The organism is Spirosoma rhododendri (genome assembly GCF_012849055.1).
GTDB lineage: Bacteria > Bacteroidota > Bacteroidia > Cytophagales > Spirosomataceae > Spirosoma > Spirosoma rhododendri.
This window is the reverse complement of sequence record NZ_CP051677.1, coordinates 2465037-2486664: the sequence shown is the minus strand read 5'-3', so window position 1 is coordinate 2486664 and position 21628 is coordinate 2465037. Positions and strand designations below refer to the sequence as shown.

Below are 21628 nucleotides of genomic sequence, written 5' to 3'. Positions count from 1 at the left end.
ATTCGTTTAAAAACCGAAATACTGGTCAGCGTTGCGATAGCAGATATCCTGCACGAGATTCCCGATCCAATCGACGTCGTTGGGCAGTTCGCCATTTTCGACGTCGTTGCCGAACAGGTTACAGAGAATCCGACGGAAATATTCGTGGCGGCTGTAGGAAACGAAGCTGCGCGAATCGGTCAGCATCCCGACGAACGTACTGAGCAAGCCCATGTTCGAGAGAGTGTTTAGTTGTTTCTCCATACCGTCTTTCTGATCGAGAAACCACCAGCCAGACCCAAACTGCACCTTGCCGCGCACCGAGCCGTCGTTGAAGTTGCCGATCATCGTCGCCATCACTTCGTTGTCAGCCGGGTTGAGGTTGTAGATAATCGTTTTCGCCAGTTTGTTGCGGTCGTCCAGCCCACCGAGGAAGCGCGACAGGGCAGCCGCCTGCGGGAAATCGCCGATGGAATCCCAGCCCGTGTCGGGGCCGAGGTCGCGGAGCCGACGCCGGTTGTTGTTACGCAGCGCGCCGAGGTGAAACTGCTGTGTCCAGCCTTTCTCGTGGTCCCACTCGGCAAACTGCACCAGCATGAACGACTTGAATTTGGCAATATCGGCCGGGCTGAGATCAGCCAGCGCGTTGTCGTAATCGGGCAGCAGGCTGTTGAAAATGGCGCGAATCTCCGACTCGGTGTACGGTTCGGCATAGATCATTTCCAGCCCGTGATCCGACAGTCGGCAGCCCATTTCGGCAAAGTAATCGTGCCGGGCTTTCAGCGCGTCGATGTAGTCGGACAGTGAGTGAATCTCGCGGTTGGTCACTTCCCCCGTCCGTTTTACGTACGCCCGAAACGCGGCCGGGTCTTCAGCGGCCATCGCCTTATCGGGCCGGAAGGTGGGCAGAATTTTCACGCCAAAACCGTCGGCAGCAATGGCTCGGTGATGCTCCAGACTATCGAGCGGGTCATCGGTGGTGCAGACGGTGCGGACGTCAAAATGCTGGAGCAGTCGGCGGGTGGTAAAATCATGTAATTGCTCGTTACAGCGGTCGTAGACATCGCGGGCCGTTGCCGGGCTGAGCACGTCGGTGATGCCAAACGGGTTTTTGAGTTCGAGGTGCGTCCAGTGGTAAAGTGGGTTTCGCATCGTGTACGGCACCGTTTCGGCCCATTTCTGGAACTTCTCCCAGTCGCTCGCGTCGCCGGTGCAGTAGCGTTCATCCACGCCGTTGGCCCGCATAGCCCGCCATTTATAATGGTCGCCGTGAAGCCAGAGCTGCGTTATCGTATCGAACTGCCGGTCGGCGGCAATCTGATCGGGCGGCAGGTGGCAATGGTAGTCGATAATCGGCATCGACCGGGCGTAGTCGTGGTAGAGCCGCCGGGCCGTGTCGGTTTGCAGGAGGAAGTCGTCGGACAGGAACGTGGGTGATAGCGTCAGGGTGTTCATAGGGGCAAAAGAAAGAGCCGGGGTATTTCTCCCGGCTTGCTGAAAATTTTATCAACTATGGCTTAGGCCGACCATTAGCCCGCGCAGTTCGGCCAGGCCGCGCAGTCGCCCGATGGCCGTGTAGCCGGGGTTAGTGCGCTTGCCGGAGGTCAGGTCGTCGAGCATCCGGTGGCCGTGGTCAGGGCGCAGCGGCATTTGGTAGTCAGCGCGGCCTTCGGCCTGTCGGCGGGCTTGTTCGGTGAGCAACGCCCGCATCACAGCGGCCATCGGCACGTCGCCTTCGAGGTGGTTGGCTTCCTGAAAACTGCCGTCGGCGAAGCGTTCGGTACTGCGCAGGTGAACGAAATGAATACGGTTGCCCAGCCGCGTTGCCATTCCCGCCAGATCATTGTCGGGCCGGACGCCGTAGGAACCAGTGCAGAAACATAGCCCGTTGGCGGGTGAATCGGCCGCAGCCAGCAACGCCCGCGCGTCGGCTTCAGTGCTGACCACGCGCGGCAAACCCAGAATCGGGTACGGTGGATCGTCGGGGTGAATCGCCAGCCGGACACCAACCGACTCGGCAACGGGCACAATCTCGCGCAGGAACGCGTACAGGTTCTGCCGCAGTTCATGGTCGCCCACGTCGGCGTAGGTACCCAAGGCATCGCGGAACTGCTCAACGGTGTAGCTTTCTTCGGAGCCGGGCAAACCCGCGATGATCGTGCGGATGAGCCGTTTTACCTGCGCTTCGGTCATGGCGTTGAGCCGGGTGCGGGCGCGGTCCTGCTGTTCGGTCGAATAAAAATACTCGGCACCGGGACGTTGCAGAATATACAGTTCAAAGGCGGCAAACTCGGTCGCGTCGAAACGGAGGCCAGTGCTGCCATCGGGCATGGTGTAGTCGAGGTCGGTACGGGTCCAGTCGAGGACCGGCATGAAATTGTAGCAGACTGTGTCGATGCCTGCTTCGGCGAGGTTGACAATCGACTCTTTGTAGTTGTCGATGTAGGTTTTAAAGTCGCCGGAGCGCGTTTTGATGCCTTCGTGTACTGGAATACTCTCCACCACAGACCAGCGTAGCCCGGCCTGTTCGATGAGTTGTTTGCGGGTACGTATTTCGTCGACGGGCCAGACCAGGCCGTTTTTGATATGGTGCAGGGCCGTGACGATACCGGTGGCACCGGCCTGCCGGACATCGGCGAGCGAAACGGGGTCATTCGGGCCAAACCAGCGCCAGGTTTGTTCAAGCATAGCGAATCTGTACGGTAAACGGGTTGGAACAAGCCGGGCCTGACGTATGATGCGTAGTTCCTGCGACTTATTGGTAGGTAAAAAAAGCAGTGTATTCGCTTTTCTCCCCAATTAGCCCCGATTATTTTGCAGACACCTACCACCACCGGCCGCTTCCGCTGGCGAATTGTCGCCCTGCTCTTTCTCGCGACAACCATCAACTATGTCGACCGGCAGGTGCTTTCCTTTACGATGACCGATGAGGTTTTCCGCAAGGAAATGCTCGACATGGCCCCCGACGCCGTGCTGACCAAGGAGGCCACCGACCGCTTCAAAGTACTCTACAGCGACGTCGACGCAGCGTTCAAATTTGCCTATGCCATTGGCTTTCTGCTGGTTGGCTGGCTAATCGACCGGATCGGCACCAAACGTGGCTTTTCGCTGGGTATCATCGTCTGGAGCATTGCGGCTGCGCTGACGGCCTTCGTGAGCAACATGGCGGGGCTGCGCTGGGCACGGGCACTGCTGGGGCTGGGCGAGTCGGCCAACTTTCCCTCATCCATCAAGACGGTTGCCGAGTGGTTTCCCCGGCGCGAACGCTCGTTTGCCAACGGCCTGTTCAACGCGGGGGCCAACGTCGGCATTATCCTGACGGCACTCGCCGTTCCCTACCTGATTCTGCATTTCGGCTGGCGCAGTTCGTTTCTCGTGACGGGTGTTCTGGGCTTCGGGCTGCTGGCGTTCTGGTGGTTTACCTACAGCAAGCCCGAACAAAACCCGAAACTCTCGGCCGACGAACTGGCGTATATCCGCAGCGACGAAGAAACTATTGTGCCGCTGAAAGTATCGTGGGGCAAGCTGCTGGGCTACAAACAAACGTGGGCCTTTGCCGTGGGCAAGTTCATGGCCGACCCAATCTGGTGGTTTTACATGACGTGGCTCCCCGATTTTTTCAACTCCAACGACGCCCTCGACCAGAAGCTGGACCTGAAAAGTTTCGGCATCCCGTTCCTCATCATCTACGTCGTTTCGGACGCGGGCAGTATCTTTTTCGGCTGGCTGACGACTCAGTTTATGAACATGGGCTGGACAGCCAACCGCGCCCGCAAAACCACGATGCTGATCTGCGCGCTCTGCGTTGTCCCGATTTTCTTTGCCGCCCAGACGAGCAGCCTGACGGTCGCTATCGCCCTGATTGCGCTGGCAACGGCGGCCCATCAGGGCTGGTCGGCCAATATGTACACCTTCGCGTCGGATCTGTTTCCTCGTAACGTGGTAGCGTCTGTAACGGGAATCGGTGGTATGTTTGGGGCAGTAGGCGGCATTCTGCTGGCGTTGCTGGCCGGGCGTATCATCACCAGCTTCGGCTACGTACCGATGTTTATCATTGCCAGCTGCGCCTACCTGATTGCGCTGGTTATTATCCACCTCGTTCTCCCCCGTATGGAACCCGTCCGGGCGGAAGAACTGACGAATGAGTTTGTATAGGGTGCCCTGGTTTAACGTTTGTGCCGGGCCGCCGGGCGGTTTAATGTTTAAGGTTGAGTAAATGACCTTAAACATTAAACCACAAACGTTAAACCAGAGGTCCCACTCCTACCATGAAGAAAATTGTAACATTTGGCGAGGTGATGCTGCGGCTGAGTCCGCCCGGCGTGGGTCGCTTTGCCCAGACCGATACGCTGACGATGCATTTCGGCGGTACCGAAGCCAACGTGGCCGTGTCGCTGGCGCAGTTTGGGTTGCGGGCGCAGCATGTCACGCGCTTCCCCGACAACGGACTGGGGCGGTCAGCAGCAGGATATCTGCAACGCCACCACGTCGATACGCAGCACGTGCAGTACGGCGATGGGCGCATGGGCCTGTATTTTCTCGAAACGGGAGCCGGTAGCCGCGCCAGTCAGATCATCTACGACCGGGTGAACTCGGCCTTCACCCGAATCCAACCCACCGACGTCGACTGGGACGCGGTGCTCGACGGGGCCGACTGGTTTCACTGGACGGGCATCACCCCCGCGCTGTCGCAGGGTGCCGCCGACTGTCTGCTGGCCGGAATTCAAACGGCCAACCGACTGGGTGTTCCGGTGTCGGGCGACATCGTGTACCGCAGCAATTTGTGGCAGTACGGCAAAACCCCGCAGCAGATCATGCCCGCCCTGACCGAAGGATGTACGCTGGTGCTGGGCGGCAAAGCCCTGTTCTCGGAAATCTACGGCGTGGTGGGCAGCACCTTTCAGGAGGCCGGCCGGGCCATGATGGAACGCTTCCCAACCCTGCGCTACATCACCGACACTAAACGCAACTCAATCAGCGCGTCGCACAACCAACTGTCGGCCAAGCTGTTCGACGGCACGACGGTTTACAAATCGCGGATTTACGACGTGCAGCCGATCATCGATCGCATTGGCACGGGCGACGCGTACATGGCCGGGCTGATCTATGGCCTGCTGATGTTCAACGACCCGCAGCGGGCCGTGGAGTTCGGCTCTGCCGCGTCGGCCCTGAAACATACGATCACTGGCGACGTCAACCTCGCCACCGTCGCCGAAGTCGAAACCCTCGAACAGGGCGACAGCTCCGGCAAGTTGAAGCGGTGAATCGCTGGTTTGAGGTTTGTGGTTCAAGGTTTAAGGTTGCTCAGCCGACCGCTAGGCCATAACAGACAAACATTAAACCTTAAACCACAAACTTTAAACCAGACCCATGTCCCGCATACCGCGTCTTACTGTTTATCATACCATCCGGCGGGTGCCGCTGGTGCCTGTTTTTTACCACCCCGATACCGACGTGTGCGAGGGGGTGCTGGATGCCTGCTACCGGGCGGGCGTTCGCGCGTTCGAGTTCACCAACCGGGGCGATTTTGCCCACGAACGGTTCGCCGAACTGAGCAAACGCTGCGCCCGCGACTACCCCGATATGGTGCTGGGAGCCGGTACGCTGCTCGACGCGCCTACGGCCGCGCTGTACCTGCAACTGGGTGCCGACTTCATCGTTGGTCCGAACTTCAACGAAGAGATCGCCCGGCTGTGCAACCGGCGGAAGATTGCCTACCTACCCGGTTGCGCGACGCTGAGCGAAATTGCCACCGCCCACGAGTGGGGCGTCGAAGTCGTCAAGATTTTTCCCGGCGATGTGGTGGGGCCGAATTTCGTCAAAAGCCTGAGCGGCCCGATGCCGTTTGCGAGTGCGATGGTGACGGGGGGCGTCGAGCCGAACCGCGAGAGCCTGTCGCGCTGGTTCGGGGCGGGCGTCGTTGCCGTCGGGATGGGTTCGCAGCTTTTCCCGAAGGATGTGCTGGCAAACCGTGCATTCGATAAAATTGAAACCACCGTTCGCGACGTAGTTCGTATTATTGCTGACTTGTAATCTAGTTTAAGGTTTGACGGTCAAGGTTTAGGGTTATCCGATGCCGACTCTGGCAACAGTAAACTGTAAACCGAATACTGTAAACCGCTTTCCAGCCCATGCTTACCGATACCATGCCCCCGCTGAACAGAACCGTTCACCCCGCCCCGAAGCGGCCCGAAAAAGTGCTGCAATTTGGCACGGGTGTGCTGCTGCGCGGCCTGCCCGATTATTTCATTCAGAAAGCCAACGAGCGCGGCAGCTTCGACGGGTCTATCGTCATCGTCAAGTCGACGGATGGGCAGACCGACGAGTTTACCAGTCAGGACAATCTGTACACGGTGGCGGTGCGGGGAATTCAGCAGGGTAAAGCCATTGAAACGAATACGGTGGTATCGGCCGTGAGCCGGGTCATGGCGGCACAGACGCAGTGGAACGAGATTCTGATGCTGGCCCGCAATCCGCACCTGCAAATCATCATCTCCAACACCACCGAAGTCGGGCTGGACTATGTGGAGGAAAGCATTTTCCAGAAACCGCCCATGTCGTTTCCGGCTAAGCTGACGGCTTTTCTGTACGAACGTTTCCGCAGCGTGGGTGGCTCGAAAGCAAAGGGCATGATCGTGATTCCGACCGAACTGGTGACGGATAATGGCCTGAAACTGCGCGACGCTGTCGAGCGACTGACGGCCTACAACGAACTGGGTAAGCTGTTTACCAAATGGCTCAAATTCCACGTTCGCTTCTGCAATTCGCTGGTCGACCGAATCGTGACGCGCCCCACCGACGAAGCCCGGCAGGAGTTGCAGGCCGAAGTAGGCTACACCGACGATTTGCTGACGTTTACGGAGCCGTATCACCTCTGGGCTATCGAGGGCGACGACCGGGTGAAGGAAATGCTGCCCTTCGCCGATACGCCGGAGATCATCATCGACGAAGACATCAATTTTTACAAGGAACGCAAGCTGCGCGTACTGAACGGCACCCACACGCTGACCATGCCGCTGGGCTATCTGCTGGGGCTGGAAACCGTCGCCGACGAGATGAAGCACCCGCTGATGAGCCGGTTTATCGAGTCGCTGATGCTGGATGAAATCGTGCCGACGGTGCCGCATTACGACGAGCCGGGGATGGACGCAGCCGCCATTAAATCATTCGCCAACGACGTTCTCGACCGCTTCCGCAACCCCTACCTCGACCATTTGCTGCTAAATATTTCGATGCAGGAAACGGCCAAGATGCAGGCCCGTAACGTCGCGACACTACAACGCTATTACGAGCAGGGCAAGGGCGTACCGAAGCGGATGGCGTTTGGCTTTGCGGCTTACCTGCTGTTTATGCGGGCCGTGCGCGAAGAAAACGGGCAGTTTATGGGCGAAATCAGCGTACCGGGCGGGGGTGTATTAACCTACCCCGTCCGCGACGACAAAGCCGGTTATTTCTACGGTGACTGGCAGACGGTGAAAGACAAGTCGCTGACATCCGTTCAGACCTTCGTCAAAAGTGTACTGTCGGACGCCAAGCTCTGGCAGGCCGATCTGAACGCACTACCGGGTTTTTGCGAAGCTGTGGCCAACGACCTGCACGCTATGCTGACCAACGGCGTTGAATCGACGCTGGAAAAGCACATGGGCGCGGCCTAGTCCCGGCGAGCCTGCTTACCTTTGCGGGCATGAACTACGTTTTCATTCTGCTGGCTTTCCTGACGGGCGTAGCCATTTCCATTCAGGCGGGCGTCAATGCCAATCTGCGACAAACGCTGGGTAACCCAGTACTGGCCGCTGCCGTTTCGTTCGGCAGCGGCTTTTTGTCATTAGCCATCGCGCTGCTGTTCATGCGGGTTCCCCTTCCGGCGCTCGACACCATCCGGCAGGTAAGCTGGTGGAAATGGACAGGCGGCCTCATCGGGGCGGTGTACGTCACGACGGTTATTATCAGTGTGCCGCGCATCGGTACGGCCAACCTTGTCAGCCTGAGCGTGGCGGGGCAGTTGCTGGCAGCTGTCGTACTCGATCATTACGGCCTGCTGGGCTTCGCGCAGCACCCCGCCAACGCCTGGCGACTGCTGGGTCTGCTACTGATCGTGGGGGGCGTTTTGTTGGTGGTGAGAAACTAATCCGGTGGTTTCGCGTTCGGTTTCTACGCTCCCTTTCCGACGCTACCATGCCGATTCAGTACCGTTTTTACCCATCGCTGCTCAACACCTTTTCGCGTTATATGCAGGGCGGCAACCTGTCCGTTCAGCAACTTATCGACAGTATCAACCGGGTGCCGACACCGACTACGGCCGCGCAGGAACGCGGTACGTCGTTTGAAGAAGCCATCGTCAAAGGCACCGACGAAGACCGCTTCGACGCCGACATCGTCAAGCGCGTCAGAAAACTCCTCCCCCGCCCCATCGTCGATACGCAGGTGTATTGTCAGTGGGAAGTTGAGGATGTGCTGTTTTACGGGTATGTCGACCTGATCGGTACGTTCAAGGCGGTGGATTTAAAAACAACAGGCAGTTACCAGCCGGGCCGCTTCGCGCACAACCATCAAAACCTGTACCTGCACGCGCTGAAGCGTAAAGGCATCAAGCTGATGGAATACGTGATTACGGATTTTACCGACGTTTACGTCGAAAGCTACAGCCTGACGCACCCAATTGACAGGCAGATCGAAGAAATCCGGCAGTTCAAAGCGTTCTTAGACGAACACCGTGCCCTGATTACCGACAAAAAAATCTTCGTCACGCCCGGCGACAATCCCGACGCCCGACGCCGGTAAATCGGCTACTGGAATAGGTTGGCAAGTGGCAGCGAGATATTCAATCGACTGTCCGTGAGCGTTCCTTCGGTTACGTTTGTGTATTCGTCGCGGCTGTGCAGGATGTGTACAATCCGAAAGACGGGATTTACCAGCCAGTACGATTGTACGCCTGCCTGAAAGTAAGCCTCTGCCTTGTCGATCAGTTCGTCCTGAGTTTGGGAGGGCGACATGATTTCGATGACGCCAAGCGGTATCTGATTCAGTCTGACCTCGTCGTGCAGCGGGTCATACGGCATAGGCGAAAATATAGCCACGTCGGGTACGGCGCGTGGGTTTTCTAAACTGATTTCAGATAGAAACTGATACGTTCCCCGGTAATTCAGGGTTAGCTCAACCAGTAAGTTACTCTGGATAATTGCGTGATTTTTACTGGGTATGGGCTTACCGCGTTCGGCTTCATAATCTGGTAACTCAACGACCGCTTCCATATCGCACCTTTTTTGTAAACTTATCATTTTCCGGCCTGAACCGCAATCAGTCGGATAGGCTTGCAGTACTATGATTCAGCAGACATTTCGGCTTTACCGACGAGCGTATACGGGGTTGTCGCCGACGGTCTGGTTATTGGCGGGCGTCATGCTCATCAATCGGATCGGGACGATGGTGCTGCCGTACCTGACGCTTTACATGACCGAACGGCTGCACTATACGGTCGCGCAGGCCGGTATCGTGATGGCCGTGTTTGGCAGCGGGGCACTCATCGGTACGTTTCTCGGCGGTCGCCTGACCGACCGGTTTGGGTTTTACTATGTGCAGTTACTGAGTCTGGTCTTCGGCGGTCTGGCACTGGTCGGGCTTCAGTTCGTCACCAATTTTTACGCGCTCTGCGGCAGTGTATTTCTGTTTACCCTGCTGGGCGATTCCTTTCGGCCCGCCAACCAGGCGGCACTGACTTATTACGCTACGCCCGACACCCGCACCCGTTCGTTTTCGCTGAATCGACTCGCCATTAACCTCGGCTGGACCATCGGCGCGTCGCTGGGTGGTTTTCTCGCCCAACTCGATTACCGACTTCTGTTCTGGACCGACGGACTAACCTGCCTGCTGGCCGCGCTGATTCTGTTTATGCGACTGCCCATACCCGCCCGGCAGGTGGACTCAGTCACACACCCGGACACTCCTCAACTGCCCCGGCTATCGCCTTACCGCGACCGGGCCTATCTGTTTTTTGCCCTCCTGGCGACGCTGTATTTCATGGGCTTCATGCAGTTTTTTAGTATCGTCACGCTGTATTTCCGGGAAGTACTGCACCTCACCAAATCGCAGATTGGTTTGCTGATGTCGCTGAATGGCCTGCTGATCGTACTGATTGAGGTGGCGCTGGTTTACACGCTGGAACAGCGTTTTCGGAACCGGCTGATGCTGGCCGGAATGGGTACGCTGCTGCTCGGAGTGGCCTACCTGCTCATGACGCAGTCGCAACTGGCGGGGGTAGCCCTGTGGACGGTGCTTATCATCACGGCGAGCGAGATGCTGGCAATGCCGTTTATGCAGTCGTTTGCGGCCAACCGGGGCACCCCGCAGAACCGGGGGCAATATCTGGCGTTGTATTCGATGGCGGGAGCGCTGGCTCAGACCACATCGCCCGCGCTGGGCGCGCAGCTCGTAGCGCACGTCGGTTTCTCGGCCAACTGGCTTCTGTTGGCCGGACTGTGCGGCCTCGCTACGGCTGGGTTCTGGTGGCTGGGACAACGCGAAACCGATCAACCCCATCCCGAAACGGCTCCCGTTGCTTCGTAAATCAACAGTAGCCGCGACGCCCGCCCGGCTTCGGTAGGTATGACAAGATCGACTGTGTTGCCACTGCTGTTTCGTGCGTTACTGCTCACGCTGGGGATGGGCGTTGTCTGGGGATTGCTCGACTGGTGGCTGAGTGGGACTATCTGGCAACCGATGGAGATAAGCCGGTCGGCGAAAATCGTCGAATACTGCGAGTTCAACCACATTCATCGCTTTTTCCACCAGCCCAGCAACACCTATTCCAACCTGGCGTACGTGTTCTTCGGTGCATTTATCCTGCTACTGGCGAATGCCGACAGCAGCCGATCCGGCAATGCGCGGCTAAACCGGCTCGAACGATTCCCGGCACTGTCGGTACTGGTGGGTGGGTGCTTTGTGTACCTCGGCGTCGGCAGCGCATTTTTTCACGCATCACTAACGACCATCGGGCAGCGCGTCGATATGAACGCGACTTACGGGCTGATGCTGTCGCTGATTAGCGTGGCGGTGTATCACATCTTCCATACCGTCCGGCTTAACCCACGCCGACAACTGATCTGGGTACTGATTGTGCTGGTCGTGATCGCGTATTTCTGGCTGTTGGCCCCGCGCCTGCCCAGTTCGCGGCTGCTACCCGCGCTGATTGTGGCCCTGACGCTGGGGATGCTCATCAACTACGTACAGTTCCGCCGGCAACGGTCACTGTGGCTGGTGCTGGCCAGTGTCGCGCTGACGTTTATCGCCATAAAAATCAGGACGATGGACGTGCAGAAAATCAACTGCGACCCGTATTCAATCCTCCAGGGTCACGCCATCTGGCATCTGCTGACGGGACTGAGTAGCTTTTGCGCGTATCTGTTTTTTCGTCTGACAAGTATCAACATAGAGTCACGGAGAACACGGAGTACAGGGCTAGTGCAGTAAAGTCTGTGCTCTCTGTGTCTCTGTGTTGAAAACCCCTTAACCATCCCGCAAAATGTCCAGCCTGTCAATCCCTAAATCCATTGGCATTCAGTTGTTTTCACTCCCCAAACGCCTGAACAACGATCTACCCGGCACCATCGATATGCTGGCGCAGATGGGCTACACCGAAGTTGAACTGTTTGGGCCGTACCCGTTCAGCACCGACATGGCGCTGGCCGAATGGGAAGCCATCACGCCCTATCTGGGCTTTTCGGGCAGTGGCTTCTTTGGCCGGACGGTGCGGGAGATGCACGGTATTCTGTCGCAAAACGGAATGAGCGTTGCGGCCTTGCATACCGATCTCGATACGCTGCAATACCGCATGGACAAACTCGGTGAAGCCGCCCAGACGCTCGGCACCAACTACGTTGTGCTACCCGCGATTCCCGAACAGCACCGCCAAACGATGGATGACTATCGGCGTATGGCCGACACCTTCAACCAGATTGGCGAGTCGGCACGGCAGGCGGGAGTCCGGTTTGCGTACCACAACCACGGTTACGGACTGCACGAACAGGATGGGCAGACGCCCCTGCAACTGCTGCTGGACCATACCGACCCGGAGCTGGTCTTTCTCGAACTCGACATTTACTGGACCACCGCCGGAGGTGCCGACCCGATAACGCTGCTGGACAGCTACTCCGACCGCTACCGCCTGATTCACCTTAAAGACATGGCCGAACCCGTCCGGTTTTCGGGCGACGGCAGCGTATCGACGGAGTGGATGTCGCTGTTTCCGTACATGACCACCCTGGGCAATGGCGTGCTCAACGTGTCCGACATTGTCGCCAAAGCGCAGGCGGCAGGCGTCGAGCATTTCATCGTTGAGCAGGATCTGGTAGCCGACCCCGACGTGTCGCTTCGAAAAAGCAGCGACTTCCTGCGGCCGATAGGCTAACCTGTGGACGAATTCCCGTGTCTGTGTCCTCACCGCGCCACGGAGGCAGACACGGGAAACGGTATTCCTATCAAAACGCACCCCTGTTACTTGTGCCTGTTCTCGGCTATTTGCTGCGTTCTTCCCCGGCAAGTCCAGTATATTATTTTGCTGAAACCCTCTTTAAACAAATAGCAGAGCAGAATCAGCCTGTATATTCAGGCCGAAAGCGCCGTACGTTGTCATTCACTCCACAATCAGCTCTTGTATGAAGCAACCTCTTCTAATCCTATCTTTTTTAACGGTTAATCTGCTGCTGAACGACACGGCCGCTGCGGCCCAGACACTGGCCACGGCCCGGTCGGTGCAAGTTTCGTCGCAGCGCACGGCCGACCAGACCATTACGGGGCGCGTGACGGATGGGTCTACCAATAGCGGTTTGCCGGGAGTTAGCGTTGTGGTGAAGGGCACCAGCCGGGGCACCACCACCGACACCGATGGTAACTACCGCCTGAGTGTTCCGGATCAGGGTGTTACGCTGGTGTTTTCGTTTATCGGCTATGCCACGCAGGAAATCGTCGCTGGCAACCGCAGCACCCTCGACGTTACGATGGCCACCGATGATAAAACGCTCAGCGAAATCGTCGTTGTCGGCTACGGCACCCAGAACCGGCGCGAACTGACCGGTTCTGTGGCGTCGCTGAAAACGACCACCATCAAAGACCAGCCCGTTCCGAACGTGGTTGAAGGGCTGGCGGGCCGGATGCCGGGTGTGCTTATTCAGCAGAACACCGGTTCGCCTGGCAACGCGCCGTCCATCAAAGTGCGCGGGCTTGGGTCGATCAGCGCGGGCAATGGGCCGCTGGTCGTCATCGACGGGCAACCGCTCAACTCCGGCACCCAGACTAATGCCGGTGGCCTCAATCAGCTGAACCCCAATGATATCGACAAGATCGACGTACTGAAAGATGCGTCGGCAACGGCTATCTACGGGTCGCGGGGAGCCAACGGGGTCGTGATGGTCACAACCAAACGCGGCAAGGCGGGGCAAAACCGGATCAACTTCGACTACTACATCGGTTCGCAGGAGGTCAGCAAGAAGATGAGCGTGCTAAACGCGCAGCAGTTTGCTGAATTCAACAAGGAAGCTACTAATACGGCCTATCTGGAACGGGTTGCGGGGGCGTCGGTCAACGATCCCAACAGTGCGCGGCCGGCCGGTTTACGGTACCGTTACCCGCAGGGCGTGGAGTTTCCCGGCGTGAACTTCAACGACCCCAACAGCCTGACTTCCTACGACTATCAGGACATGATTTTCCGCAAAGCACCCATCAGCAACTACCAGTTGTCGGCGTCGGGCGGTAGCGAGAAAGTGCAGTATTTCCTGTCGGGCAACTACCTCAAGCAGGACGGTATTATCCGCAAGTCGGGTATCAACCGCTATACCGTCCGCTCCAACGTCGACGCCCAGCTTAGTTCGAAACTGAAAGTCGGCGTCAGCTTCAGCCCGACCTATCAGACCGAAAGCCGGGTCAATTCCGATGGTCACTGGGCCAGCAACGGGGTTATCAACGCGGCCCTGACGCTACTGCCGTTTATCCCGATCTACCAGCCCGGCACCAGCGTTTATAACTCGGAACTGTACTACGCCACGCCCTACGACTGGTCGGGCGTAACGAACCCGGTGGCCAACATTACCGAAGTCGACAACAACGTGTCACAGCTTCGCTTGCTCGGTAATGCCTACGCCGAACTGGCCATCTATAAGACGCTGCGGTACCGGGGCACCGTCGGGGCCGACCTGAACTACCTGCGCCAGAACTACTACCAGACGTCGGCAATCCCCACCAGCAGCCTGCTCCCGCTGACGCCGAACAGTGCGTACGCCTACACCAACCAGAACATAAACTGGGTTACGAACCACACGCTGAATTACACGCTCGACCTAAGCAATACGCATCATGTCGAAGCCCTGGTCGGGCTGGAGTCGCAGCGCAACGATTTCGAGGAAAGCCAGGTCAACGCCAACAACTTCCCCAATGACATCGTCCGCACCATCAATGCGGGCACCATCACGGGCGGTACGTCTAACCGGACGCAGTGGACGCTGGCGTCGTACTTCGCGCGGGTCATCTACAATTACAAAGACCGCTACCTGTTCAATGCCTCGATTCGGAGCGACGGCTCATCGCGGTTTGGCCCAACCAATCGCTTCGGTACGTTCCCATCGGCGTCGGTGGGCTGGCGCATCATCGAGGAGCCGTTTATGAAATCGGTACCCGTCATTACCGACCTGAAACTCCGCGCCAGCTACGGCCTGTCGGGTAACAACGCCTTTACCACCAACTACCCCGCCATCGGTGTGCTGACCAAAGACAACTATGTATTTGGCAACGCCCTGTCGAACGGACTGGCCACCAGCAGCATCGCCAACAACCGGCTCGGCTGGGAAAAAAGTCGGCAGACCGACATTGGCCTTGATTTGGGGCTGTTTCAGAACCGCGTTTTCCTGACGGCCGATTACTACAATCGGATAACGACGGACCTGCTGCTATCGGTGCAGGTGCCAACGCTGACGGGCTTCTCGACGGCGGTGCAGAACATTGGTAAGGTCAAAAACGAAGGGATGGAGTTTGCCCTCTCGACGCGCAACATCGACGGTGGCGGCAAGGGTCTCACCTGGACTACCGACCTGAACCTGTCGTTTAACCGCAACACGGTGCTGGCCCTCGGCCCCAACGGCGACGCCATCATCAACAACTCGGGTATCGGGTCGACCAATATCACCGTTGTCGGGAAGCCGCTGGGCAATTTCTACGGCTACCAGCAGCTCGGCATTTTCCAGAATCAGGCTCAGCTCGACGCATACCCGCACTTCTCCGACAGCCGGCCGGGCGACATCAAATACGCCGACGTCAACGGCGACGGGAAGATCGACGCCAACGACCGGACCATTATCGGCAATAACCAGCCCGATTTCATCTACGGCATCACCAACTCGCTGTCGTTTAAAGGCTTCGATTTGAGCATAGTTGCGCAGGGGGTGCAGGGTGGTCAGATTCTGAACCTGTCGCGCCGGTTTTTCGAGAACCTGGAAGGCAACCAGAACCAGCTGACGGTGGTGGAAGGCCGGTGGCGGTCGGAGCAGAACCCCGGCGATGGCAAAACCCCGCGCGCCAACGCCCGCTCGACGGGCAGCAATGGCCAGGTGTCGAGCCGGTGGGTTGAGAACGCGTCGTACTTCCGGATTCGCAACATCACGCTGGGTTACAACTTCCCGCAGGCACTGACGCAGAAGGCCAAAATCCAGACGCTGCGCCTGTATGCGGGGGTGCAGAACGCCGTTACGTTCTCGAAATACCTCGGCTACAACCCGGAAGTAAGCGGCTACGAAGGCCCGCTGACCGGTGGCGTCGACTACGGTTCCTATCCGCTGGCCCGCACCTACACCGTTGGCTTAAACCTGGGCTTCTAATCAACCTGACATCGATGAAAAAATCATATATCCTGGCGGGTCTGCTAACCCTAAGCCTGACCGCCTGCACCGATAAATTTCTGGACCTGGCGCCGATCTCGTCCATCAATACCTCGTCGTATTACCAGACCCAGTCCGACATTCTAACCGCTCTGAGCGGGGCGTATGGTGCCTTGCAGGCGCCCGGCCAATACGGGCAATACTACGTCATGACCGAAATACCGTCCGACGATACCTACCCCGTGCTGTCGGGTACCGTTACCGATCAGGATCAGTTCGATAAGTTCTATCTCATTACCACCAACCCGTACCTGCTGGCAGCCTGGAGCGACGGCTACCGGGGTATTTACCGCTGCAACACTGTGATCGGGCGTATCGAGGGCGTTACGATGGATGCGACGCTGAAAAGCCGCATTATCGGGGAAGCCAAGTTTCTGCGCGCGCTGATGTATTTCAATCTGGTGCGGTTTTTTGGTGATGTACCGCTGGTGCTGACCGAAATCACCGATCCGTTGCAGGGCTACGATTACGGCCGGACGCCTACTGCCGATGTGTATGCTCAGATCAACAAAGACCTGACGGATGCCGAAGCCGCGCTGCCCGTCAGCTACACGGGTGCCGACATCGGACGGGCCACGTCGGGAGCCGCCAAAAGCCTGCTGGGGAAAGTGTACCTGACCCAGAAAAACTACACCGGAGCCGCGACCAAACTCAAAGAAGTGATCGACCGGGGCACCTACTCGCTCCTGCCCAGCTACGCCAACCTGTTCACACCCGCCAACAAAAACAGTCGGGAGTCGATCTTCGAGGTGCAGTACAAGAAAGGCAACATCGGCGAGGGTAGCAACTACGCCAACACCTACGCCCCGACCAACTCAGGGAGCGCAGTCGTGGCATTTGGCGGGGGCGGCAACAACATCCCCACCGCCGACCTAGAACGGAGCTACGAAGCCAACGACCCGCGTAAAGCAATCTCGATGGCTACCAGCTACACAAGCACCAGCGGGGCGCGGGTCGATGCGTACTATATCAAAAAATACCTCGATCCGCCGGTCGTCGTCAACGACTCCGAAGACGACTGGTACGTGCTGCGCTACGCGGATGTGCTGCTGATGTATGCGGAAGCGCTCAACGAAACCGGCAAAACCACCGACGCCCTGCCGTACCTCAACCAGATTCGCCGTCGGGTGAGTCTGGCCGACAAAGCCATCGGCACCCAGGCTGATATGCGGCTGGCGCTGGAGCAGGAACGGCGGTCGGAGCTGGCGTTTGAAGGGCACCGCTGGTTCGACCTCGTCCGCACCGACCGCGCCATTCCGGTACTTAACTCGAAAGCGTCAGCTATCGGTATCAAAACCACGCTCACGCAGAACAACCTGATTTTTCCCATCCCGCAAAGCCAGATCGACATCAATCCGGGCAAACTCAAACAGAATTCCGGCTATTGATACCCGGTTCCCGCTGGTAGCCGTACTTTTGCGGACGCGTTCAAGGGTTTACCCCCAGCCCCCTGAGAGGTTGTTTGGGGAGCGAATTTTTGTCATCCCGACGACAGGAGGGATCTCCGGTAACAGGCGTTTTTCTGCTCCTAGCGAAGATCCCTCCTGTCGTCGGGATGACAAAAGGCACTTTTGACCCGGATTGTGCTTCCCCAAACAACCTCTGAAGGGGGAGTAGTTCATTCGCGGAATGCTCCCCCTTCAGGGGGCTGGGGGGTAAACGGGCTAGAATTTGACAGCACTGCCCCTTAGGGGTATGTCCAGTTCATGAGCCAAACGGTAGACCTTGAACCACAAACTTTAAACTAGATTCCATTGAAACTCTGGCAGAAAGAAGGCGTCTCGACGGCCGAACAGATTGAACGCTTCACCGTCGGGCGCGACCGCGAGATGGACCTGTATCTGGCTCCGTTCGATGTGCAGGGCAACCTCGCCCACGCCCGGATGCTCGAAACCATCGGCCTGCTCACCACCGATGAACTGACCCAGCTAACGACCGAACTCAACGCCATTTACGCGCAGATCGGGCAAGGGCAGTTTGAGATTGAAGACGGTGTCGAAGATGTGCATTCGCAGGTCGAGCTGATGCTGACGCGCAAGCTGGGCGATGTGGGTAAGAAGATTCACTCGGGCCGGTCGCGCAACGATCAGGTACTGGTCGATCTGAAGCTGTTTACCCGCGACCGGCTCTGGCAGGTTGCGCAGGCCATTGAGCGGGTATTTAATCAGTTAGTAAAGCGGTCGGAGCAACACAAGGATGATTTGTTACCGGGCTACACGCACCTGCAAATCGCTATGCCATCGTCGTTTGGGCTGTGGTTCGGCGCGTATGCCGAAGCCCTGTCCGACGATATGCTGACGCTGCAAACGGCCTACCGGCTGGCCAACCGCAACCCGCTGGGGTCGGGCGCGGGCTATGGCTCGTCGTTCCCGCTGAACCGAACGCTCACGACCGAACTGCTGGGCTTCGAGGGGATGCACGTCAACGTGGTTTACGCGCAGATGAGCCGGGGCAAAACCGAACAGACGGCCCTGACAGCCATTGCCGCCATTGCCGCCACCATCGGTCGAATGGCGATGGACGTCTGCCTCTACAACAGTCAGAATTTTGGCTTCCTGATTTTGCCCGACGCCCTGACTACGGGCAGCAGCATCATGCCGCACAAGAAAAACCCCGACGTAGCCGAACTGTTGCGGGCTAAGAGCAACCGCCTGAAAGCGCTGCCGATGGAAGTAACGATGGTACTAAGCAACCTGCCATCCGGCTATCACCGCGATATGCAGTTGCTCAAGGAAATTCTGATGCCCGCTTTCGACGAAATCCTCGACTGTTTGAGCATCAGCGAGTTTATGCTCGAACACCTGCAAGTAAAGCCAAACCTGCTTGATGACTCGAAGTACGACCTGTTGTTCAGCGTGGAGCGGGTCAACGAGCTAGTCTTGCAGGGTGTGCCGTTCCGCGAAGCCTATCGCGTCGTTGGGAAAGAAATCGCGGAGCACACCTACGAACGACCAACGCAACTCAACCACACGCACGAAGGCAGCATTGGCAACCTCGGCACCGACCTGATCGTCGCGCAGATGAAACAGGCCCTCGACGGCTTCGGCGCCACCCGCGCACAAGAAGCCATTCGGCAGCTAGTTGGAATGATTGAATGATGGAGTGATAGAATGAGTGAATGGGCTGTTTTCAACCTTATTCACTCATTCTATCACTCTATCATTCAATCATTGCCATTTGTACGCCACCAGCTTGTTCTTGAAGAACGTCGGGACGATCAGCAGTTTGCGCTTGTTGATGTAGGCGATGTCGGCGGAGTTAATTTTGTCGGTGCGGGTGTCGAGTACCTGCTGTTTGTTACCATCGGCGGTAACATGAAAAACCTGCCCGTTCCAGTCCGACACAAAGTAGTTTTTCTTTCCCTCCGGCTCGATACCGTCCGTAGCGGCCATGCCGTCGGCCAGTTTGGTGATGGCTTTCGTGTTGATATCGACAGCCTGCAACGCACCCAGCTTGCCGCTACCGATCAGCAGCTTATCGGTACCCACCACCAGCAAGCCGTTGGGTCCGTTGAGTTGTTCACCCTCCATCCAGACCTCCCACTTGTCGTCTTTCAGGCGGTAAATCTTGTTGTTCCGGTTGTCGGAGACGTAAACTGTACCGGCTTTATCGATGGTCACGTCGTTGAGGAAAGCCCCCTGCTGCGGTACGGCGTCCCACGTTTTTTCGGCTTGCCCGGTTGCGGTGTTGATGGCCACCAGCCGGTACAGGTCCGTCACGTACAGCCGGTCTTTGTGCAGGCCCATTCCCTTCGGCGCGTTCAGCCCCGACGTCCAGCGCAGGTTGGTGATCTTACCATCGGGCGACACTTTCGAGATAAAGCCGCTACCATCCAGCTCGTCGGATTTACCGTCGATGTTACTCACGTACAGGACGTTTTCGGAGGGATCGAACAGCACCGATTCGGGCGTTCGCAGGGTAGAGTCGGTTTCCCACGCTTTCACCAGCTTACCGGGCTTCGGTTTAGCCTGCGTCGGTAGGCTGGCGCAGACCACCAGCATACCCAGGCACAGAACAGTAGTCGATTTCATCATATAAAATTGATAATCAGTACGTTTAGGGAATGGAAAATATTTCTGATTTGGATCTTGCCGGGTTAGTGAGGGCGTCGGGTGTTGGAAAGCGTGGTTACGGTTGAACTATTCCTATTGCTCAGACCATGCGCCCAAAATTTTAACGAACAATCTCAGAATCAGCGGGTTTATGAACCCGCCTATATACCATAACCAACCGATACCAATGGAACAGTATTCGTCAGTCAACCCGCATTCTTCGCCCCTATTCTACCAGCTAAAGGAAAGCATGCGCGATATGCTTCGGCTCCAGTGTGACTACCAGCTTTCCGACGAATTATTCTGGGAAGCCTTCGACAACCGGGTTTTACTCAATATGCCGCTAAACGTTAGCCTGTACGCGGCTATGGCAGCACAGCGCTGACGGCGTATCAGCTCAGTCGTACCGAAAACAGGTTTTTCGAACGCAGGTACACGTACGAGACCACGATTATCGTGAACGCACCACCGATCAGCACCGACGGTACAGTGCCGAACAGACGAGCCATCACGCCCGATTCAAATGCACCAATCTCGTTGGACGAGCTGACGAAAATACCGTTAACAGCCGCGACTCGACCCCGCAGGTGATCGGGTGGGAAAATCTGCAAAATCGTTTGTCGGATGATAACGCTCACGCTGTCGAATGCGCCGGTCAGGGCCAGCATAAACAGCGACAGGTAGAAATTGGTCGACAGTGCGAAAATGACCGTAGCCACACCGAAGCCTGCCACCGCCAGCAACATGTTGCGCCAGGCGTTATGCGTCGGCGGGTACTGGGTCATGACCGCTAACGTCAGCACGGCCCCGACCGATGGTGCGGCCCGCAAAAAGCCGAGTCCTTCGGCCCCAACGCGCAGAATATCTTCGGCGAAGATGGGCAGAATAGCCACAACCCCACCGAACAGTACCGAGAACAGATCGAGCGAAATGGCGTACAGCACAATGGGCGTCTTGAACACAAACCGGAAGCCTTCTTTGAGGCTTTCGCGCAGGCTTTGTACCGGCCCGGCACTGACCGGTACCGGCCTGCGGTCGATCAACGTAATCAATAGCAGGCAAACCACTAGCAGGGCAATGATGATAATCAGCGTATTATCGAAGCCGAACCAGCTGTAGAAAAAACCGGCCAGCCCCGGCCCGACGATAGCCCCGGCCTGCCAGGCCGAACTGCTCCAGGTGGCCGAGTTAGCGTATAGTTCGCGGGGCACCAGAAACGGTTTCAGCGACGAACTGGCCGGCGAATAAAACCCCTTCGCCGTACCGATTAGCATCAGTACACCGTAGATGACGCTCAATTGTGTCGTCTGGGATAGCTGGCTCACGACATTGGGCTGAAACACGCCGTACAAAATCACCGATCCCAGAATAATCACCAGCAGGCTCCATTGCAGCAATCGTTTTTTGTCGCGCCGGTCGGCGAGGTGCCCGCCAAACAGCGACAGGGCGATAAACGGCAGGGCCTCCGCCAGACCGACCAATCCCAACGTCAGCGGGTCGTGGGTCATCTTGTACAGCTCATAACCCAGAATTACCTCCTGAATCAGCAGCGTGGCGGTGATCAGGAAACTGTTGGAAATGAAATAGCGGAATTCGGCAATGCGAAGCGACGCATAGGGATCGTGGGGCGGGGGGGCATCAACCATTTCAGAAAAAGGGGGTTCGGAGGGGTAACCCGAA

Annotated in this window: 18 protein-coding genes; 13 read left to right on the top strand and 5 right to left on the bottom strand. The window is 57.4% G+C overall.

Translation table 11 applies throughout. The annotated features are described in order from the left end of the window. Positions 1-6: 6 nt before the first annotated feature. Together uxaC and uxuA are read right to left on the bottom strand one after the other, a co-directional pair. The gene (gene uxaC, locus HH216_RS10410) at positions 7-1434 is read right to left on the bottom strand and encodes a glucuronate isomerase (protein ID WP_169550761.1); all 1428 of its coding nucleotides are present in this window, start codon (positions 1432-1434) and stop codon (positions 7-9) included. 51 nt (positions 1435-1485) lie between these two features. Continuing rightward, positions 1486-2667: a mannonate dehydratase gene (uxuA, locus tag HH216_RS10405; RefSeq protein ID WP_169550760.1), complete on the bottom strand. Its 1182-nt coding sequence runs from the start codon at positions 2665-2667 to the stop codon at positions 1486-1488. Between the two features lie 126 nt (positions 2668-2793). On the opposite strand from uxuA, the gene HH216_RS10400 reads away from it, so the two are divergent. The 6 genes from HH216_RS10400 (at position 2794) to HH216_RS10375 (ending at position 8760) form a co-directional block, all read left to right on the top strand. Next, complete coding sequence (locus tag HH216_RS10400; protein ID WP_169550759.1) at positions 2794-4134, top strand: MFS transporter; 1341 nt, start codon at positions 2794-2796, stop codon at positions 4132-4134. 113 nt (positions 4135-4247) lie between these two features. After that, positions 4248-5243: a sugar kinase gene (locus HH216_RS10395; RefSeq protein WP_169550758.1), complete on the top strand. Its 996-nt coding sequence runs from the start codon at positions 4248-4250 to the stop codon at positions 5241-5243. A gap of 106 nt (positions 5244-5349) precedes the next feature. Beyond that, the gene (locus HH216_RS10390) at positions 5350-6012 is read left to right on the top strand and encodes a bifunctional 4-hydroxy-2-oxoglutarate aldolase/2-dehydro-3-deoxy-phosphogluconate aldolase (protein ID WP_169550757.1); all 663 of its coding nucleotides are present in this window, start codon (positions 5350-5352) and stop codon (positions 6010-6012) included. A 113-nt stretch (positions 6013-6125) separates the two neighbouring features. Further along, complete coding sequence (locus HH216_RS10385; protein ID WP_169553333.1) at positions 6126-7634, top strand: tagaturonate reductase; 1509 nt, start codon at positions 6126-6128, stop codon at positions 7632-7634. A 29-nt stretch (positions 7635-7663) separates the two neighbouring features. Then, positions 7664-8107 (top strand): DMT family transporter, encoded by a 444-nt coding sequence (locus HH216_RS10380; protein WP_169550756.1) that lies wholly within the window; start codon positions 7664-7666, stop codon positions 8105-8107. A 47-nt stretch (positions 8108-8154) separates the two neighbouring features. Then, the gene (locus HH216_RS10375; RefSeq protein WP_169550755.1) at positions 8155-8760 is read left to right on the top strand and encodes a PD-(D/E)XK nuclease family protein; all 606 of its coding nucleotides are present in this window, start codon (positions 8155-8157) and stop codon (positions 8758-8760) included. Positions 8761-8765: 5 nt separating this feature from the next. On the opposite strand, the gene HH216_RS10370 is transcribed toward HH216_RS10375, so the two are convergent. Then, positions 8766-9230 carry a Uma2 family endonuclease gene (locus HH216_RS10370; protein ID WP_169550754.1) on the bottom strand — a complete coding sequence of 155 codons (465 nt, stop codon included), beginning with the start codon at positions 9228-9230 and terminating at the stop codon, positions 8766-8768. Between the two features lie 70 nt (positions 9231-9300). Here HH216_RS10370 and HH216_RS10365 point away from each other — a divergent pair, with 70 nt between their 5' ends. The 6 genes from HH216_RS10365 to argH all read left to right on the top strand — a co-directional run bounded on the left by HH216_RS10365 (position 9301) and on the right by argH (position 18994). Further along, positions 9301-10542: an MFS transporter gene (locus HH216_RS10365; protein ID WP_169550753.1), complete on the top strand. Its 1242-nt coding sequence runs from the start codon at positions 9301-9303 to the stop codon at positions 10540-10542. A 39-nt stretch (positions 10543-10581) separates the two neighbouring features. Further along, positions 10582-11445 carry a ceramidase domain-containing protein gene (locus HH216_RS10360; protein WP_169550752.1) on the top strand — a complete coding sequence of 288 codons (864 nt, stop codon included), beginning with the start codon at positions 10582-10584 and terminating at the stop codon, positions 11443-11445. 52 nt (positions 11446-11497) lie between these two features. Next, the gene (locus HH216_RS10355) at positions 11498-12382 is read left to right on the top strand and encodes a sugar phosphate isomerase/epimerase family protein (protein ID WP_169550751.1); all 885 of its coding nucleotides are present in this window, start codon (positions 11498-11500) and stop codon (positions 12380-12382) included. 247 nt (positions 12383-12629) lie between these two features. Beyond that, the gene (locus HH216_RS10350) at positions 12630-15836 is read left to right on the top strand and encodes a SusC/RagA family TonB-linked outer membrane protein (protein ID WP_169550750.1); all 3207 of its coding nucleotides are present in this window, start codon (positions 12630-12632) and stop codon (positions 15834-15836) included. Between the two features lie 14 nt (positions 15837-15850). Further along, the gene (locus HH216_RS10345) at positions 15851-17284 is read left to right on the top strand and encodes a RagB/SusD family nutrient uptake outer membrane protein (RefSeq protein WP_169550749.1); all 1434 of its coding nucleotides are present in this window, start codon (positions 15851-15853) and stop codon (positions 17282-17284) included. Between the two features lie 366 nt (positions 17285-17650). Further along, entirely contained in the window at positions 17651-18994 is a 1344-nt protein-coding gene (gene argH / locus HH216_RS10340) for an argininosuccinate lyase (protein WP_169550748.1), read from the top strand. Positions 18995-19063: 69 nt separating this feature from the next. On the opposite strand, the gene HH216_RS10335 is transcribed toward argH, so the two are convergent. Further along, positions 19064-19927: an SMP-30/gluconolactonase/LRE family protein gene (locus HH216_RS10335; RefSeq protein ID WP_169553332.1), complete on the bottom strand. Its 864-nt coding sequence runs from the start codon at positions 19925-19927 to the stop codon at positions 19064-19066. 208 nt (positions 19928-20135) lie between these two features. On the opposite strand from HH216_RS10335, the gene HH216_RS10330 reads away from it, so the two are divergent. Beyond that, the gene (locus HH216_RS10330) at positions 20136-20333 is read left to right on the top strand and encodes a hypothetical protein (RefSeq protein ID WP_169550747.1); all 198 of its coding nucleotides are present in this window, start codon (positions 20136-20138) and stop codon (positions 20331-20333) included. Between the two features lie 7 nt (positions 20334-20340). On the opposite strand, the gene HH216_RS10325 is transcribed toward HH216_RS10330, so the two are convergent. Further along, positions 20341-21594 (bottom strand): MFS transporter, encoded by a 1254-nt coding sequence (locus HH216_RS10325; protein ID WP_169550746.1) that lies wholly within the window; start codon positions 21592-21594, stop codon positions 20341-20343. Positions 21595-21628: the final 34 nt, after the last annotated feature.